We start from the raw sequence: 14,961 nt of genomic DNA, 5'->3' as shown, positions 1-14,961 counted from the left end.
TCCCCGTGATCCGCTACCTACTCAGGCGCGCCTGGCAGTCAGCGCTGACCCTGCTGTTGTCGACCGTCGTGGTGTTCCTCGGTGTGCGGGCCCTGCCCGGGGACCCGGCGCTCGCACTGGCAGGAGAGGACCGGTCGCCCGAGGCGCTGGAGGCCATCCGTCACCACTACGGGCTGGACCAGCCGCTGCCACTGCAGTTCGCGCAGTACGTGGAACGCGCTGTGCAAGGGGACTTCGGGGTCTCGATCCGAACCGGGACGCCGGTTTCGTCGATGCTCACGACGGCCCTGCCCGTGACGGCCGAGCTCTCCGTCCTGGCGATCCTCATCGCCGCGGTGCTGGGCGTCGGCGCCGGTGTGCTCGCGGCGGTACGCCGCGGGCACCCGGCGGAGTGGTTGGCCAACGGACTGGCACTGGTGGGTCTGTCGGTGCCGCACTTCTGGCTCGGACTGCTCGCGATCCTCTACCTCTCCGTGGCGACGGGGCTGTTTCCGGCCTCCGGCTTCGTGCCGCTGCTGCAGGATCCGGTGGACAACCTGCACCACATCGTCCTGCCGGCCGTGATTCTCGGCACGGGGCTCGCCGCCATCATCATGCGACAGACGCGATCCGCGATGTTGGACTCGCTCTCCTCGGACTATGTGCGTACGGCGAAGGCGAAGGGTCTTCGGCCGCGAGCGGTCATCACCCGGCATGCTCTTCGGAACAGCCTCATCGTGGTGGTGACGATCGTGGGCCTCCAACTCGGAGGCCTGATATCCGGCGCGGTCGTCACCGAGCAGATCTTCGGGCTCCCGGGCTTCGGCAAGATGACCATCGATGCGGTGTTCCAGCGGGACTACCCGGTGATCCAGGCTGTCGTCCTGCTGACCGCGACGGCCTACATCGTGATCAATTTCTTCGTTGACCTGCTCTACTCGGTCATCGACCCACGAATTCGTGTGACGGGGGATCCGGCATGACCGTCCTCACCGTTCCGATGGCGGAAGCCGGACCCGCCAGCCTCACTCGGCGCACCCGGGTCCTCAGACGGTTGAGAAGGAACCCTCTTGCCGTGGTGAGCTTCGTCGTGCTGGCGCTCGCGGCCGTCGTCGCCCTGCTGTCGCCCTGGATCGCACCCTATTCCGTCGAGCAGACCGACTTTGGGCACACGTTCTCGCCTCCGGGCACTCCGGGACACGTGCTGGGAACCGACGACCTGGGCCGTGACGTCCTGTCCCGCATCATGCTGGGGGCACGAGCATCCCTCGAGGTGGGACTCCTGGCGGTGGCCACCTCTCTGATCATCGGCGTACCGCTCGGGCTCGCGGCGGGCTACTTCCGGGCATGGGACGCGGTGATCTCACGGTTCACCGACCTCCTGCTCGCGTTCCCGTTCCTGATCATGGCGGTGGGGTTGGCCGCCATCCGGGGCGCCAGCCTCGGCAACGCCGCCGTGGCCATCGGGATCGCGCAGATTCCGGGGGTGATCCGCGTGGTGCGCTCGGACACGCTACGGCTCAAGTCGCTGGACTTCGTCGCCGCGGCAGTCGTGGACGGTGCGAGTGACCTGTGGGTGCTCGCCCGGCACATCCTGCCCAATGCCACGTCGGTGATCCTGGTGCAGGCCACGGTCGCGATCCCGGCCGCGATCCTGGGAGAGGCGGTGCTGTCGTTCCTCGGCCTCGGCATTCAGCCCCCGGCCCCCAGCCTGGGAACCATGCTGGCCACCGCTCAGCAGTTCGCCGCCCGCGCCCCGTGGGCAGCGATCTTCCCTGGTGTGGTGATCATGATCCTGGCGCTCGCGTTCAACGTCTTCGGTGACGCCCTTCGTGACGCCCTCGACCCGAAGGGAGACCGGTGATGACCACGGTCGAACGCCCGGGCACCGCCTCCGGCCTGCTCGGCGCACCCGTGCTGGAGATACGTGATCTTTCGGTCTCGTTCACGACCGAGGGCGGGACGGTCTCGGCGGTCCACCGGGTAAGTCTGGATCTCGCTCCCGGGGAGATCGTCGGCATGGTGGGCGAGTCAGGCTGCGGCAAGAGCGTCACCGCGATGAGCATCGCGGGCCTGCTGCCCAGCAGCGCACGGATCTCCGGTTCGGTGCGGCTGAGAGGTACCGAGCTGGTCGGTACCCGGGAGTCGGTGCTGCGCCGAGTGCGCGGTAAGGAGATCGCCTACATCTTCCAGGAACCGATGACGTCCTTGAACCCGGTGCTCACCGTCGGGCGCCAGATCGGTGAGGTGCTGCAGGTTCACGAGCGGATGTCCAGGCCGGCCGCCCGGGCGCGGGCCGTGGAGTTGCTGTCGCTCGTCGGAATCCCGTCCGCCTCGAAACGTGTCGACAACTACCCGCATCAGCTCTCCGGAGGCATGCGCCAGCGGGTGATGATCGCGATGGCGGTGGCATGCGGCCCGAAGGTGCTGGTGGCCGACGAACCGACCACCGCCTTGGACGTCACGGTCCAGGCCGGCATCCTTCAGGTGCTCCGCGACCTGCGCGACAGGCTGGGCACCACCATCCTCATCATCACGCACGACCTCGGCGTGATCGCCGACGTCGCGGACCGCGTCGTCGTCATGTACGCCGGGCGGGTGGTGGAACGGGCGCAGGTCACCGACCTGTTCGCACATCCGTTGCACCGGTACACGGCCGGGCTGCTGTCGGCCTCACCGACCCCGGGAAAGCATGCCGGCACCGCGCGGCTGCAGGAGATCCCCGGTCTCGTGCCCGTCCTGTCCAGCCAACCCGACGCGTGCACGTTCGCGGACCGGTGCCCGGCTGCCGACTCGCAGTGCCGTGACTCCGCCCCGCCCCTCGAGGGGGTCGGGACCGGAACCGCGCTCGGTGCGAAGGATCACCTCGCGGCATGTTGGCACCCCTGCCCGGCGCCTCGGACTCAGCCTGAGGAGACGAACCTATGACGCCGCAGCCGAACGCCCTCGAACTCGAGGACCTGGTGATGCACTTCGGGCCGGTGCGAGCCGTGGACGGGGTGTCCCTCGCCATTTCCCAGGGCCGGGTCACGGCGCTGGTGGGCGAGAGCGGCTCCGGGAAGTCGACGGTGGGCCGGTGCGTGGTGAGGCTCGTGGAGCCCACCGCCGGCATTGTCAGGATAGGCGGGACCGATGTCAGCCACCTGTCCCGGCGACAGCTACGCCGGCACCGAAGTGAGGTGTCCATTGTCTTCCAGGACCCCGCTGGCTCGCTGGACCCGCGCATGCTGGTGGGCGATGTGGTGGCTGAGCCGTTGCGGTTGTCGGGTGAGCGGATCTCGCGACGCGACCGGGAGGCGCGAGTCGCCAGGGAACTCGGGAGGGTGGGCCTGCGGGCGGAAGTGGCCCGCCGCTATCCCCATGAGCTCTCGGGAGGGCAACGCCAACGGGTCAGCATCGCCCGGGCGCTGATCTCGGAGCCAACGTTGCTCATCGCGGACGAACCCACGAGCGCGCTCGACGTGTCGGTGCAGGCGTCGGTGCTCAACCTCCTGGCCGACCTGCAGCGGGACATCGGGTTTGCCTGCCTTTTCATCACACACGACCTGTCCGCGGTGGAGTACCTGGCGGACGAGATCGCCGTCATGTACCTCGGGCAACTCGTCGAGACGGGCTCGCGTGAGCAGATCTTCACGCGACCCGCCCATCCCTACACACAGGCGCTGCTGGCGGCCGCACCGGTGGCCGATCCGGTCCGCCAACGGCAGCGTCAACCGGTCCTGCTCGGCGACGACCTCCCGTCCGCGCTGGACCCGCCCTCCGGGTGCCGCTTCCGTACCCGGTGCCCTCTCGCCTTCGACAGGTGCGCGACGGAGGTACCGGCGCAGGTTGAGATCGGTGGCGGGAAGGCCGCGTGCCACCTGGTCCAGCCGGACGGCACCCGGCCTGACGTCCGGACCGCTGACAACAGTGAGGTGCTTTCATGACGTTCACGACCAGGCCCACCCTGCAGGGAACCTTCGGGATGGTGTCCTCGACGCACTGGCTCGCGAGCCAGGCCGCCATGGGGGTCCTCGAGCGCGGTGGGAACGCCTTCGACGCGGCCGTCACCGCCGGGTTCGTCCTGCACGTCGTGGAACCACACCTCAACGGGCCAGCCGGTGAGGTGCCCGCCATCGTCGCGACGGTCCAGGACCCGGCCCCGAAGGTGCTGTGTGGGCAGGGGCCCGCGCCCGCCGGTGCCACCATCGAGCATTTCCGGTCCCTCGGGATGGACCTCATCCCCGGATCCGGCCCGCTCGCGGCGGCCGTGCCCGGCGCCGTGGACGCCTGGCTCCTTCTGCTGCGGGACCACGGGACGCTATTCCTTGAGGAGGTGCTGGAGCCGGCGATCGGATACGCCGGCGCCGGCCATCCGCTGATCGGCAGGGTCGGCGACACCGTGGCAGCCGTGCAATCGCTGTTCGAGGAGCACTGGCAGACCTCGGCGGAGCTCTGGCTGCGCAACGGCAAGCCGCCAGCGGCGGGCCAGATGTTCGCCAACCCGGCCTACTCGCGGACTCTTCAGAAACTGGTCAAGGCTGGACAGGCAGGCGGCTCCGACCGTGAGGCGCAGATCGACGCCGCACGTCGTGCCTGGGGTGAAGGTTTCGTCGCCGAGGCGATCGACCGGTTCTCTCGGGAACCGTTCCAGGACTCCAGCGGGCGTCCCCATGCCGGCCTCGTCACCGGCGCGGACCTGGCTGCCTACTCTGCGACCTGGGAGGAGCCGGTAACCCTCGACTGGAACGGTTACTCGGTGGCGAAGACCGGTTTCTGGGGCCAGGGTCCGGTGCTGCTGGAGACGCTGTCGGTCCTCGACGCGCTCGCCGACCCCCACGCGTACGACCCGTCTACCGCTCGCGGCATCCACGCCCAGGCCGAAGCGCTCAAGCTTGCTTTCGCCGACCGCGAGGCCTGGTACGGCGATGGCATCGACGTGCCCGTGAAGGCGCTCCTCTCCAGGGAGTACGCGCGGGAGAGGGCAGGTCTGATCGGAGGACGAGCGTCGGCGGAGCTACGACCGGGGCGTCCCGATGGAGCGGAACCCCGCCTCCCTGCCCATGCCCAACGGAGGGCCGGACGCCGGACCGACGTGGTGGATCCCACGACGGGCGAGCCGACGGTGAAGTCGGACGGCGTGACCCGCGGCGACACCTGTCACGTCGACGTGGTCGACCGCTGGGGCAACATGATCTCCGCCACCCCGAGCGGCGGCTGGCTGCAGAGCTCTCCCACTATTCCGGACCTCGGCTTCCCCCTCGGCAGCCGACTCCAGATGTTCTGGCTCGAGGAAGGTCTCGCCTCGTCGCTTGCCCCGGGACGCCGACCCCGTACCACCCTGAGCCCGACGATGGTGCACCGCGACGGCGCGCCCGTACTGGCGTGCGGCACCCCCGGCGGCGACCAGCAGGATCAATGGCAGCTGCTGTTCCTGCTTCGCCATCTCGCGGGAGGTCGGTCCCTGCAGGAGGCCATCGACGCGCCCATGTGGCACACCACCAGCCTGCCGGCGTCGTTCTACCCGCGTGAGTTCGAGCCCGCCGTCCTGGTGATGGAGGACCGCCTGGACGAGGATGTCCTGACGGCACTGCGTGCGTACGGGCATGAGGTACGGCTCTCCGGCTCGTGGAGCCTCGGCCGGCTCTGCGCCGTAACCCGCGACCCGGCTACGGGTGTGCTCGGGGCCGGGGCGAACCCGCGGGGCATGCAGGGCTATGCCTGCGGCCGTTGACCCCTAGTGGGCTCCATACCCGCCTTCGGCGTTCTCATAGGCGGCCGCGGATGCCGCGTCGAGGTGGGAGAGCGCGGCCTGCTCGGCTCGCTCACCGTCACCTGACTCGATGGCGTCGACCAGCTGAATGTGCTCGCTCCACGAGTGCGGTGCTCGTTCCGCGGCTCCCAGCCGGAAGACCCATTGCACATGGAGGTACAGCGCCTTGGCGATCGATGACAGCCAGGGGTTTCCGCTGATCTGGAGGATGCGCAGGTGCAGGGCGGTGTTCAGTTCGGCGACCCGCCGCAGGTCCTGCTGTTCCGTCGCCTCGCGGCCCTGCTCCAGCAGCGCCCTCAGGGCGGCCACGTCCGCCGCCGTCGCCCGCTCGGCCGCCAGCCGGGCGGCCAGCGCCTCCAAGCGCTCGCGTACGGCGAACATGTCGGCGATGGTTCCGCTGCTGGGGGAGGCGACAACCGCCCCTCGTCGGGGCAGGATCACGACGAAACCCTCTGCCTCCGCGACGCGCAGTGCCTCCCGGACCGGGTTGCGAGAGACGCCGAAGTCCTCGGCCAACCGGTCCTCGGTCAGCCGCTCACCCGGAGGGTAGTCGCCGTTGATGATGGCGGTCCGTAGGGCGGCGAGGACCTGGTCGCGTAGCGGCAGGTGTTGAGCGCCGAGCTTGTCCCGCAGGTCTTCAGCCACCTGATCGCCTCTCCGTGAACGTCCAGACGAAGTGTATACGAAGAACAATCTGGGAGGACGGCCGACAGTGTTGAGAACGATGCCCCGTGTCATGCGCTTCCGCGGCACAGCGAGCGGAAACCCGGATCTCCTGAGGCGAAGGCAATCCCTCGTTGTCGTGCTCACGTTTCTGACCGGATGCGCCGACGCCGTTGGCTTCCTCTCCCTGGGCGGCGCCTTCTCGAGCGTGATGACGGGCAACATGGTCCTGCTCGGGCTCTCAGCGGGCAGAGGCGAAGCAGATCTGGCCCTGACGTCAGGCTGCGCCATCGTCAGCTTCATCGCCGGAGTCCTCGCGGGAGCCCGACTCGCCGGTTCGGCGCAGCCGGGCGACCCCGCCTGGCCCGGTCGGGTCACCCGGGCGCTCGTCCTGGAACTCCTGGTGTTCGTCGTCTTTCTCGTCGTCTGGGAGCTCAACCCTGCCAGGCGCTCGGAGCACGTCGATCTTGCTCTTCTGATGCTGTCGGCAGCGGCGCTGGGCGTACAGAGCAGTGCCATCCAGCGGTTCGGCGTACCGGGCCTCTCCTCCACATACCTGACAGGCACTCTCACGAGCCTGATCGCCGGTGTCGCCGCTCGGACCCCTTGGCGTGGCTTGCGGCCCAAGGCTCAGGTCCTGGCGGCCCTGATGAGCGGCGCCGCTGTCGGTGCCCTGGTGGCTGTACACCTGTCCGCGTGGTCGCCGGTACTGCTGATCGTGCCACTCGGGTTCGTCATCGCCGTGTCCTCGCGGATGGCTGAGGAACCCGGCGTCGAGGTGTCGACCACCGCTCAGTAGGCAGAAACAGTACGGCGGGGGCGCGGCGACGTTACGGCGCGGCTGCCACGTGTTCCCGCGCGGTCGGTCCGTCGACCGCCAGGTCGGCCAGGTCTCGCAGACTGCGCACGGGGGAGAGGAGCAGGGCCAGCGGGGCCAGCACCGCCGCCCCGGCGAAGGCGAAGAGGGTGACCCGGGCGCCGACCAGCCCGGCGAGGGCGCCGGCGACCAGCCCGCCGACCGGGATGGCGCCCCAGGAGACGAACCGGACCGTGGCCATCACCCGGGAGAGCAGCTCCGGTGGGCTCGCGGTCTGCCGGTAGGTGCGGGTGGTCACGCTGAGCACCACCACCCCGCCGGCGAAGGCCACGTTGCCCGCGGCGAACGCCAGGTAGGCCGGCCACCCCACGCCCAGCGGCACGACGAACGCGCCGACGACGGAGATCAGGCAGGCCACCACCAGGGAGCGCGCGGTGCCCCACCGACCGGTGATCCACGGGGTCAGCGTGGCGCCCACCAGCGAGCCGACCCCCTCCACGGCGAGCAGCACGCCGACCAGCGCGGCCGGGGCGTGCAGCTCCCGGACCAGGTAGAGCGGGTAGACGGCGAGCTGCGCGCCGCAGACGAAGTTGACCGCCGTCGCGGTCCACATGGTCGGCCCCATCACCGGGTGGCGGGTCACGTAGCGCCAGCCCTCGCCGATCATTTCGCGTACCGGGGGCCAGCGGTCGGGCGCGTCGACCCGCCGGGCCGGCAGCGAGCGCAGCAGCGCCGCCGAGACCAGGTAGCTGGCCGCGTCGACCAGCAACGTGGGCACCGCCCCCAGCGCCTGCACCGCGAGGCCGCCCAGGGAGGGGCCGCTGAGCTGGGTGGCGGCGTGCGTCGCCGAGGTGAGGCTGTTGCGGGAGTGCAACTGCTCGCGGCTGACGATGGCGGGCAGGAAGGTGGCATTGGCGACGTCGAAGAGCACGTTGGCGAAGCTGACCACCAGCGCCACGACGACCAGTTGGGCGACGGTCAGCCAGCCCCACCACCAGGCGACGGGGATGGACGCCACCGCGACGGCCCGGGCGAGGTCGGCGCCCACCTGGGCGCCGCGCAGCGGCAACCGTTGCACGAGCACCCCGGCCGGTAGGCCGATCACCAGCCAGGCGACGTAGCTCGCGGCGGCGATCAGGCCCATCTCGAACGCCGAGGCGTCCAGCACGGTCAGCGCGGTCAGCGGCAGCGCCACCGCGCCGACCGCCGACCCGACCGAACTGGTCGTGCCGGCGGTCCACCAGCGCCAGAACACTCCGGCCCCATCTCCGACGGACATGCCGCCAACCCCCGTCCGCGAGCCAGTGAGTTCCAATTTGAAACGGACTATAGTCGAGGCCTTCGGTCCAGCGGGAGGTGGCGGATGCGACGGGAAGACCTCGGCGACGCCGACTGCGGCATCGCGCAGGCCCTCGGCGTGCTCGGGGACTGGTGGGCGGTCCTGATCATCCGGGACATCGCCGGCGGCACCACCCGCTTCGACGTCCTCCAGCGTGAGCTGGGAGTCAGTCGCCGGGCGCTGGCCGAACGACTCGCCGCGCTGGTCGAGCAGGGAGTGCTGCGCCGCCAGCCGTACTCGGCGCACCCGCCCCGCCACGACTACCTGCTCACTGCGAAGGGGGAAGGCCTGCTGCCGGTGCTGGTCGCCCTGCAGGACTGGGGCACCCGGCACGTGATGGGCCACGGCGACCTGACCGCCACCGCCGACGCGGGCTCCGCCGAGTCACGCCGGGTGCACCACCTGGTCGGCCGGCGGGTGCCGGACCTGACCCTGGCCCGACACGACGGCGGCCCGGCGGCACCTGCCGAGCCCGGCCGGTGGACCGTGCTCTACCTCTTTCCAGGAGCGTTCGCCCCCGGCGTCCAGGGCCTCCCGCCAGGCTGGGAGGACATCCCGGGCGCAGTCGGGTGCACCCTCGAGTCCCGCACCTACGCCGACCGCCACGACCGCTTCCTGGCCGCCGGCGCGGCGGTGCGGGGAGTGAGCACCCAGCGACCGGACCAGCTGCGTGCCTTCGCCGCGCACGCCCGACTGCCGTACCCGCTGCTGTCCGACCAGGACGGTCGGCTGGCCGCCGGGCTGCTGCTGCCGACCTTCCGGGCCGGCGGGGTGGACCGGTTCAAGCGCCTCACCCTGCTGATCGACCCGGACGCGGTGGTGCGGGCGGTCCAGTTCCCGGTCACCGACCCGGCCGGCTCGGTGGACGACATGCTGGACCTGGTCCGCCGGCATGCCGGCTGACACCTGACCCGGTCCGGCGGACGCACCCTCGCCGGCGACCCCGCCCGGCGACCGTCCTGCGGACCCGGTTCGTGGGCGCCGTGTTCGACCGGCCCGACCTACCCGTCACCCGCACTTTATGAGGCCGGTGGTCACGCGGGGGACCGCGCTGTCCTGGGGTGATCGGGCGGGCGAGCCGCCGTCCCCCTTGACCGGTGCGGGTGTGGCGGCGACGTGCTGCGGGGTATGCGATGGCATGACGGATCGACCTCGACTGACCCTGACCGCCGCCACGCTCGACGCGCCCGACGCCCGCGAACTCGCGGCGTTCTACGAGCGCCTGCTCGGCTGGACCCGGGAGGAGGACGAGCCGGACTGGGTCACCCTGCGCGCGCCCGGCGGCGGGGCCGGCCTCGCGTTCCAGACGGAGCGGGCGTACGTCCGACCGGTGTGGCCGGCGCGGCCGGGCGACCCGCCGATGATGGCCCACCTGGACATCCGGGTCGACGACCTGGACGCCGCCTCGACCCACGCGGTGGCCGCGGGCGCCACGGTCGCCGACTTCCAGCCCCAGGACGACGTGCGGGTGCACCTCGACCCGGCCGGCCATCCGTTCTGCCTCTACCTCTGACCGGCGCTCGGGCGGCTGTGGCTGCTATGCGGGTTGATGCCGATTCCCGGTCCGGCGCGGCGCCGCGGGAACCACCAAGGGAGTCCCGGTCTCGGGATCGTCGATGACCCGGCAGGGCAGTCCGAACACCTCCTTGACCAGCGCGGCGGTCACCACCTGCCGGGGCTCGCCGGCGGCCACCACCGCGCCGTCGCGCATGGCCACCAGGTGGGTGGCGTAACGGGCGGCCTGGTTGAGGTCGTGCAGCACCGCCACCAGGGTGCGGCCCTGCTCCTCGTGGAGCCGGGCGCACAGGTCCAGGACCTCGACCTGGTGGGCGATGTCCAGGTACGTCGTCGGCTCGTCCAGCAGCAGCAGCGGGGTCTGCTGTGCCAGCGCCATGGCGATCCAGACCCGTTGCCGCTGGCCGCCGGAGAGCTCGTCGACCGGTCGGTCGGCGAGGTCTGCCACGCCGGTGTCGGCCATCGCCCCGGCGACGATCCGCTCGTCGTCGCGGGACCACTGGCGCAGCAGCCCCTGGTGCGGGTGGCGGCCCCGGGCCACCAGGTCGGCGACGGTGATGCCGTCCGGGGCGACCGAGGACTGCGGGAGCATGCCGACGACGCGGGCCACCTCGCGGGTGGGCCGTCGCTGAATGTCGCCACCGTCCAGCAGCACCGCGCCGGCTGTCGGCCGCAGCAGCCGGGCCAGCGCGCGCAGCAAGGTGGACTTGCCGCAGGCGTTCGGGCCGATGATGATTGTGAACGAGTGGTCCGGCACCGCCACCGTCAGGTTCTCGGCGACGGTGCGGCGCTCGTACGCCAGGGTCATCGCCCGGCCGGCCAGCCGGGACGGGACGGTCTGCACGGGTGGTGCTCCTTCGCGTTCAGGGCCGGTCACAGCCGGCCCGATCGACGTCCGACGGCCAGCAGCCAGACCAGGTGACTGCCGCCGATCACCCCGGTCACCACGCCGACCGGCAGCTGCTGCCCGGCGATGGCGTGCTGCGCCACCAGGTCGGCGGCGACCAGCAGCGCCGCGCCGAGGAGGGTGGCCGGCAGCAGGTTCGGCCCCGGCGCCCGAGTCAGCCGGCGGGCCAGGTGCGGCGCGGTGAGCGCGACGAACGACACCGGGCCGGCGGCGGCCGCGGCGAGCGACACCAGGGCCACGGCCGCCGCCAGCAGCAGCGGCCGTAGCCGCCCCACCGGTACGCCGAGCGCGGTGGCGAGGTGGTCGCCCAGCTCGATCATGCGCAGCGCCCGGCCGCTCGCGAGGATCGCCGGGGCCAGCACGGCCAGCGCGGCCAGCAGCGGCAGCGCGTTGACCCAGCCCCGCCCGTCGAGGCTGCCGGTGAGCCAGAGTGCGGCGCGGGCGGCGTCGGTCAGCGGCGCCCGGGTCAGCAGGTAGCCGTTAACCCCGGAGAGGATCGCGGTGACGCCGATGCCGACCAGCACCACCCGGTGACCGGCCAGGCCGTGCCGCCCCACCAGGGCGTACCCCAGCAGCCCGGTGGCGAGCCCGCCGGCCACGGCGGCGCCGCCGAGGGCCAGGCTGCCGCCGCCCAGCACTACCACGACCAGGGCCCCGGTGGCCGCGCCCTGGGTGAAGCCGAGCACGTCGGGGCTGCCCAGCGGGTTGCGCAGCAGCGACTGGCACACCGCGCCGGCCAGCCCCAGGGCGGCGCCGACGCCGAGCGCCGTGGCCAGCCGGGGCAGCCGCAGGTCGAGCAGGATGAACCGGTCGGCGGGGTTGCCACCGCCGGCGAGGATGGCCGGCACGTCCGGTGCGGGGCGGTCGACACCGACGAGCGTCAGGCCGCCGAGGACGACGGCGAGCAGGGTCAGTGCCGCCCCCACGGCGAGCGCGCGGGGCCGCAGCCGCAGCGACCGACCGCCGGGCGGGCGCAGCACGATCATCGGCGGACCCCCGCCCCGCGCTGCACCAGGTGCAGGAACAGCACCCCGCCGAGCACCGCGGTGACCGTGCCGACCTGGAGTTCGCCCGGTCGGCCCAGCAGTCGAGCGGTCACGTCGGCGGCGAGCAGCAGCACCGGCGCGAGCACCGCGCAGTAGGGCAGCAGCCAGCGCAGGTCCGGGCCAGTGAGCGCGCGGACCAGGTGCGGCACGAGCAGGCCGACGAAGACCAGCGGCCCGCACGCCGCCGTCGCCGCGCCGCTGAGCAGCGTGATCGCCGCGGTGGCCGCCGCCCGGACCAGGCCGGGTCGGGCGCCGAGGGCCCGGGCCGCGTCGTCGCCGAGGGCCAGCGCGTCGAGCGGCCGGGCGGTGGCCAGTGCGATCAGCAGGCCCGCGACGACGAAGGGGAGCACCCGCAGCACGGTGTCGGCGCGCGCGTCGGCCAGCGAGCCGACCGTCCAGAACCGCAACCGTTCCAGGGAGGCGGCGTCGAGCAGCATCACCGCGCTGACGTACGAGTAGAGGACGGCATTCAGCGCCGCGCCGGCGAGCGCCAGCCGGGCCGGGGTGGCGGCCCGACCACCCCCCACCGCGTGCACGGCGACCGTGACGACGGCGGCGCCGAGCAGCGCGTACCAGATGTCGCCGGCGGTCATGCCGAGCACGGCGGTGGCGGTCGCCACCGCGGCGGAGGCGCCGGCGTTGATGCCGAGCAGGCCGGGGTCGCCCAGCGGGTTGCGGGTCACGGCCTGGGTCACCGCGCCGGCGACGCCGAGGGCCGCCCCGGCGACGAGCCCGAGCAGGGTGCGTGGCAGGCGCATCCGGTGCACCACCGCGTATTCGGGGGAGTCCGGTCGCAGCAGGCCCTGCCACACCTCGGCCGGGGAGAGCTGTTTGGCCCCGATGGCCACGCTGAGCCCGGCGACCAGGCCGAGCAGCAGCAGGCTGAGCGCCAGGCCGGCGAGCCGGCGGCCGGTACGGCCGGCTGGCCGGGCCACGGGCGCGGCGGGCATGGACGGCGGGGCGGAGCGGGTGACGGACAGGGTGGACTCCGGGGACGCGAATCGGGTGATCGGGGTTGACAGCGACTTAGGTTAGGCTAGCCTAACGGCGCTGTCCATGGTCATCCCGACCCCGTATCGAAGGACCTCGCCATGCTCGAATCCACCGTCAGCCGCCGCAGCCTGCTCGCCGGCGGGGCGGCCGGCCTCGTCGCCCTGCTCGCCGCGTGCGGCCGCGGCGACGACCCCGGCGGCTCCGCCGCGAAGCCCACCGGCGGCCCCTGGTCCTTCACCGACGACCGCGGCGAACGGCTCAGCGCGGCCAACCGGCCGTCCCGGATCGTCGCCTTCACCGGAGTCGCCGCCGCCCTGGTCGACTTCGGACTCGACGAGCAGATCGTCGGCGTCTTCGGCGAGACCCGACGCGCCGACGGCCGCCGCGACCGGCAGGCCGGCGACCTCGACATTGAAGGCGTCGAGATCCTCGGCAACGTGTGGGGCGAGTTCGACCTGGAGCGGTACGCCACGCTTCGCCCCGACCTGCTCGTCACCCACATGTACGACCCGGGCGCGCTCTGGTACGTGCCGGACGAAAGCAAGGCGAAGATCCTCCCGCTCGCGCCGAGCGTCGCGGTCACCACCGCCCGGGTCCCGATGACCAAGCCCATCGAGCGGTACGCGCAGCTCGCCGAGTCCCTCGGCGCCGACCTGTCGGCCAAGAAGGTCACCGACGCCTGGGCCCGGTTCGCTGCCGCCGCCGACGCCGTCCGCGCGGCGGTCAAGGCCAACCCCGGCATCCGGGTGATGGCCGCCTCCGGCAGCCCCGACCTGTTCTACGTGTCCAACCCGAAGGTGAGCACCGACCTGATGTACTTCGCCGAGCTCGGCGTCGAGATCGTGGTGCCGACCAAGCTGGAGCAGGGCGCCTACTTCGAGGCGCTGAGCTGGGAGAACGCCGGGAAGTTCCCGGCCGACCTGATCCTGCTGGACAACCGCGGTACCGCGTTGCAGCCGGCCGACCTCGCGGCCAAGCCCACCTGGGCGCAGCTGCCCGCGGTCCGTGCCGGCCAGGTCACCCCGTGGGACGCGGTGCCCCGCTTCTCGCACGCCGGGGCCGCCCCGCTGCTGGAGAACCTCGCCACGGCCATCCGGAACGCGAAGCGGCTGGACGGATGAGCAGCACCGCCCTGGCGCCCGCCCCGCCGCGCTACCGCTTCTACCGGGCGGCGGTCGTGGGCGCCCGGCGGGTCGGCGCGTCCCTGGTCCGGGTCACCTTCGGCGGCGCGGAGCTGGCCCGCTTCGCCGGCGGTGGCCGGGACCAGAGCGTGTCCCTCTTCCTGCCGCACCCCGGTCAGTCCGAGCCGCTGTTGCCGCCGGAGACGGTGCCGGACTGGTTCACCGCCTGGCGCGCGATGGATCCCGGCGTCCGTGCCGTGATGCGCTCGTACACCGTCCGGGAGCAGCGCCGGGAACGGGCCGAGCTGGACATCGACTTCGTCCGGCACGGCGACGTCGGTCCGGCGTCCCGGTGGGCCGGGCGGGTTCGGCCGGGGGACCGGGTCGCCCTGCTCGGGCCGGCGGCGCCGGACGAGCGGACCGTCCGCTTCCGCCCGCCGGCCGGCACCGACGGGGTACTGCTGGTCGCCGACGAGACCGCGCTGCCGGCCGTGGCGTCGATCCTCAGCTGGCTGCCCGCCGGCACCCCGGCCCGGGTCCTCGTCGAGGTGCCGGACGCCGGTGACGCCCAGCCGCTGCCCACCGCCGCCCGGGCCGAGCTGAGCTGGGTCGTCCGGGGCGACGGCCGGTCGCTGCCCGACGCGGTGCGTGCCGCGCCGCTGCCCTCCGGCACCCCGTACGCCTGGATCGCCGGCGAGTCCGCGATGGTCCGGGCCGTGCGGCGGCAGCTGGTCGGCGAGCGCGGCCTGGACCGCCGGCACGTGACGTTCGCCGGCTACTGGCGCCGGGGCCTGTCGGAGGAGCAGCTACGGGCCGCCGGCGGCTGAGG

At 72.5% G+C, this 14,961-nt stretch carries 15 protein-coding genes; 10 read left to right on the top strand and 5 right to left on the bottom strand.

From position 1 onward, the window contains the following. Positions 1-5: 5 nt before the first annotated feature. Genes I8N68_RS21650 through I8N68_RS21630 form a run of 5 tightly spaced genes read left to right on the top strand, consistent with a single transcriptional unit; the run spans position 6 to position 5,692 of the window. Positions 6-962, top strand: a complete 957-nt coding sequence (locus I8N68_RS21650) for an ABC transporter permease (protein WP_200213248.1) — start codon at positions 6-8, stop codon at positions 960-962. Then, a complete protein-coding gene (locus tag I8N68_RS21645; RefSeq protein WP_109803827.1) occupies positions 959-1,843 on the top strand; it encodes an ABC transporter permease in 885 nt (294 codons plus the stop codon). The genes I8N68_RS21650 and I8N68_RS21645 overlap by 4 nt, the downstream gene beginning before the upstream one ends. Then, positions 1,843-2,907: an ABC transporter ATP-binding protein gene (locus tag I8N68_RS21640; RefSeq protein ID WP_200213246.1), complete on the top strand. Its 1,065-nt coding sequence runs from the start codon at positions 1,843-1,845 to the stop codon at positions 2,905-2,907. Before I8N68_RS21645 ends, I8N68_RS21640 begins: the two co-directional genes overlap by 1 nt. Further along, positions 2,904-3,905: an ABC transporter ATP-binding protein gene (locus I8N68_RS21635; protein WP_200213244.1), complete on the top strand. Its 1,002-nt coding sequence runs from the start codon at positions 2,904-2,906 to the stop codon at positions 3,903-3,905. The genes I8N68_RS21640 and I8N68_RS21635 overlap by 4 nt, the downstream gene beginning before the upstream one ends. Next, on the top strand, positions 3,902-5,692 hold the full coding sequence (locus I8N68_RS21630) for a gamma-glutamyltransferase family protein (RefSeq protein ID WP_200213240.1): 1,791 nt from the start codon (positions 3,902-3,904) through the stop codon (positions 5,690-5,692). Before I8N68_RS21635 ends, I8N68_RS21630 begins: the two co-directional genes overlap by 4 nt. A 3-nt stretch (positions 5,693-5,695) precedes the next feature. Here I8N68_RS21630 and I8N68_RS21625 read toward each other — a convergent pair whose 3' ends face one another. Continuing rightward, the gene (locus I8N68_RS21625; RefSeq protein WP_200213238.1) at positions 5,696-6,376 is read right to left on the bottom strand and encodes a GntR family transcriptional regulator; all 681 of its coding nucleotides are present in this window, start codon (positions 6,374-6,376) and stop codon (positions 5,696-5,698) included. Between the two features lie 157 nt (positions 6,377-6,533). Here I8N68_RS21625 and I8N68_RS21620 point away from each other — a divergent pair, with 157 nt between their 5' ends. Beyond that, positions 6,534-7,193, top strand: a complete 660-nt coding sequence (locus tag I8N68_RS21620; protein WP_200213236.1) for a YoaK family protein — start codon at positions 6,534-6,536, stop codon at positions 7,191-7,193. A 31-nt stretch (positions 7,194-7,224) separates the two neighbouring features. On the opposite strand, the gene I8N68_RS21615 is transcribed toward I8N68_RS21620, so the two are convergent. Beyond that, a complete protein-coding gene (locus I8N68_RS21615; protein ID WP_200213234.1) occupies positions 7,225-8,490 on the bottom strand; it encodes an MFS transporter in 1,266 nt (421 codons plus the stop codon). 84 nt (positions 8,491-8,574) lie between these two features. On the opposite strand from I8N68_RS21615, the gene I8N68_RS21610 reads away from it, so the two are divergent. Further along, positions 8,575-9,453 (top strand): winged helix-turn-helix transcriptional regulator, encoded by an 879-nt coding sequence (locus I8N68_RS21610; RefSeq protein WP_200213232.1) that lies wholly within the window; start codon positions 8,575-8,577, stop codon positions 9,451-9,453. Between the two features lie 235 nt (positions 9,454-9,688). Next, positions 9,689-10,063 (top strand): VOC family protein, encoded by a 375-nt coding sequence (locus I8N68_RS21605; protein ID WP_200213230.1) that lies wholly within the window; start codon positions 9,689-9,691, stop codon positions 10,061-10,063. A gap of 24 nt (positions 10,064-10,087) precedes the next feature. Here the strand turns inward: I8N68_RS21605 and I8N68_RS21600 are convergent, their stop codons facing one another. The 3 genes from I8N68_RS21600 to I8N68_RS21590 form a co-directional block, all read right to left on the bottom strand. Further along, positions 10,088-10,873, bottom strand: a complete 786-nt coding sequence (locus tag I8N68_RS21600; RefSeq protein ID WP_200213424.1) for an ABC transporter ATP-binding protein — start codon at positions 10,871-10,873, stop codon at positions 10,088-10,090. A 65-nt stretch (positions 10,874-10,938) separates the two neighbouring features. Next, positions 10,939-11,958 (bottom strand): FecCD family ABC transporter permease, encoded by a 1,020-nt coding sequence (locus I8N68_RS21595; RefSeq protein WP_200213229.1) that lies wholly within the window; start codon positions 11,956-11,958, stop codon positions 10,939-10,941. After that, positions 11,955-12,899, bottom strand: coding sequence for a FecCD family ABC transporter permease (locus tag I8N68_RS21590; protein ID WP_234040343.1), 945 nt, complete (start codon positions 12,897-12,899; stop codon positions 11,955-11,957). Before I8N68_RS21590 ends, I8N68_RS21595 begins: the two co-directional genes overlap by 4 nt. A 210-nt stretch (positions 12,900-13,109) precedes the next feature. On the opposite strand from I8N68_RS21590, the gene I8N68_RS21585 reads away from it, so the two are divergent. Next, complete coding sequence (locus I8N68_RS21585) at positions 13,110-14,132, top strand: ABC transporter substrate-binding protein (RefSeq protein ID WP_200213225.1); 1,023 nt, start codon at positions 13,110-13,112, stop codon at positions 14,130-14,132. Continuing rightward, positions 14,129-14,959, top strand: a complete 831-nt coding sequence (locus I8N68_RS21580) for a siderophore-interacting protein (protein WP_200213223.1) — start codon at positions 14,129-14,131, stop codon at positions 14,957-14,959. Before I8N68_RS21585 ends, I8N68_RS21580 begins: the two co-directional genes overlap by 4 nt. The last annotated feature ends 2 nt before the right edge of the window (positions 14,960-14,961 follow it).

The organism is Micromonospora coerulea (assembly GCF_016598485.1).
GTDB lineage: Bacteria > Actinomycetota > Actinomycetes > Mycobacteriales > Micromonosporaceae > Micromonospora > Micromonospora coerulea.
Note: the sequence above shows the minus strand (reverse complement) of the source record. Positions and strands in the feature narration are given on the sequence as shown.

Excerpts from the sequence above, each read along its gene's own strand:
- I8N68_RS21595 (WP_200213229.1), bottom strand. The coding sequence starts at position 11,958 with ATGATCGTGCTGCGCCCGCCCGGCGGTCGGTCGCTGCGGCTGCGGCCC.
- I8N68_RS21635 (WP_200213244.1), top strand. The coding sequence starts at position 2,904 with ATGACGCCGCAGCCGAACGCCCTCGAACTCGAGGACCTGGTGATGCAC.
- I8N68_RS21610 (WP_200213232.1), top strand. The coding sequence starts at position 8,575 with ATGCGACGGGAAGACCTCGGCGACGCCGACTGCGGCATCGCGCAGGCC.
- I8N68_RS21645 (WP_109803827.1), top strand. The coding sequence starts at position 959 with ATGACCGTCCTCACCGTTCCGATGGCGGAAGCCGGACCCGCCAGCCTC.
- I8N68_RS21630 (WP_200213240.1), top strand. The coding sequence starts at position 3,902 with ATGACGTTCACGACCAGGCCCACCCTGCAGGGAACCTTCGGGATGGTG.
- I8N68_RS21615 (WP_200213234.1), bottom strand. The coding sequence starts at position 8,490 with ATGTCCGTCGGAGATGGGGCCGGAGTGTTCTGGCGCTGGTGGACCGCC.
- I8N68_RS21580 (WP_200213223.1), top strand. The coding sequence starts at position 14,129 with ATGAGCAGCACCGCCCTGGCGCCCGCCCCGCCGCGCTACCGCTTCTAC.
- I8N68_RS21585 (WP_200213225.1), top strand. The coding sequence starts at position 13,110 with ATGCTCGAATCCACCGTCAGCCGCCGCAGCCTGCTCGCCGGCGGGGCG.
- I8N68_RS21640 (WP_200213246.1), top strand. The coding sequence starts at position 1,843 with ATGACCACGGTCGAACGCCCGGGCACCGCCTCCGGCCTGCTCGGCGCA.
- I8N68_RS21605 (WP_200213230.1), top strand. The coding sequence starts at position 9,689 with ATGACGGATCGACCTCGACTGACCCTGACCGCCGCCACGCTCGACGCG.
- I8N68_RS21600 (WP_200213424.1), bottom strand. The coding sequence starts at position 10,873 with ATGACCCTGGCGTACGAGCGCCGCACCGTCGCCGAGAACCTGACGGTG.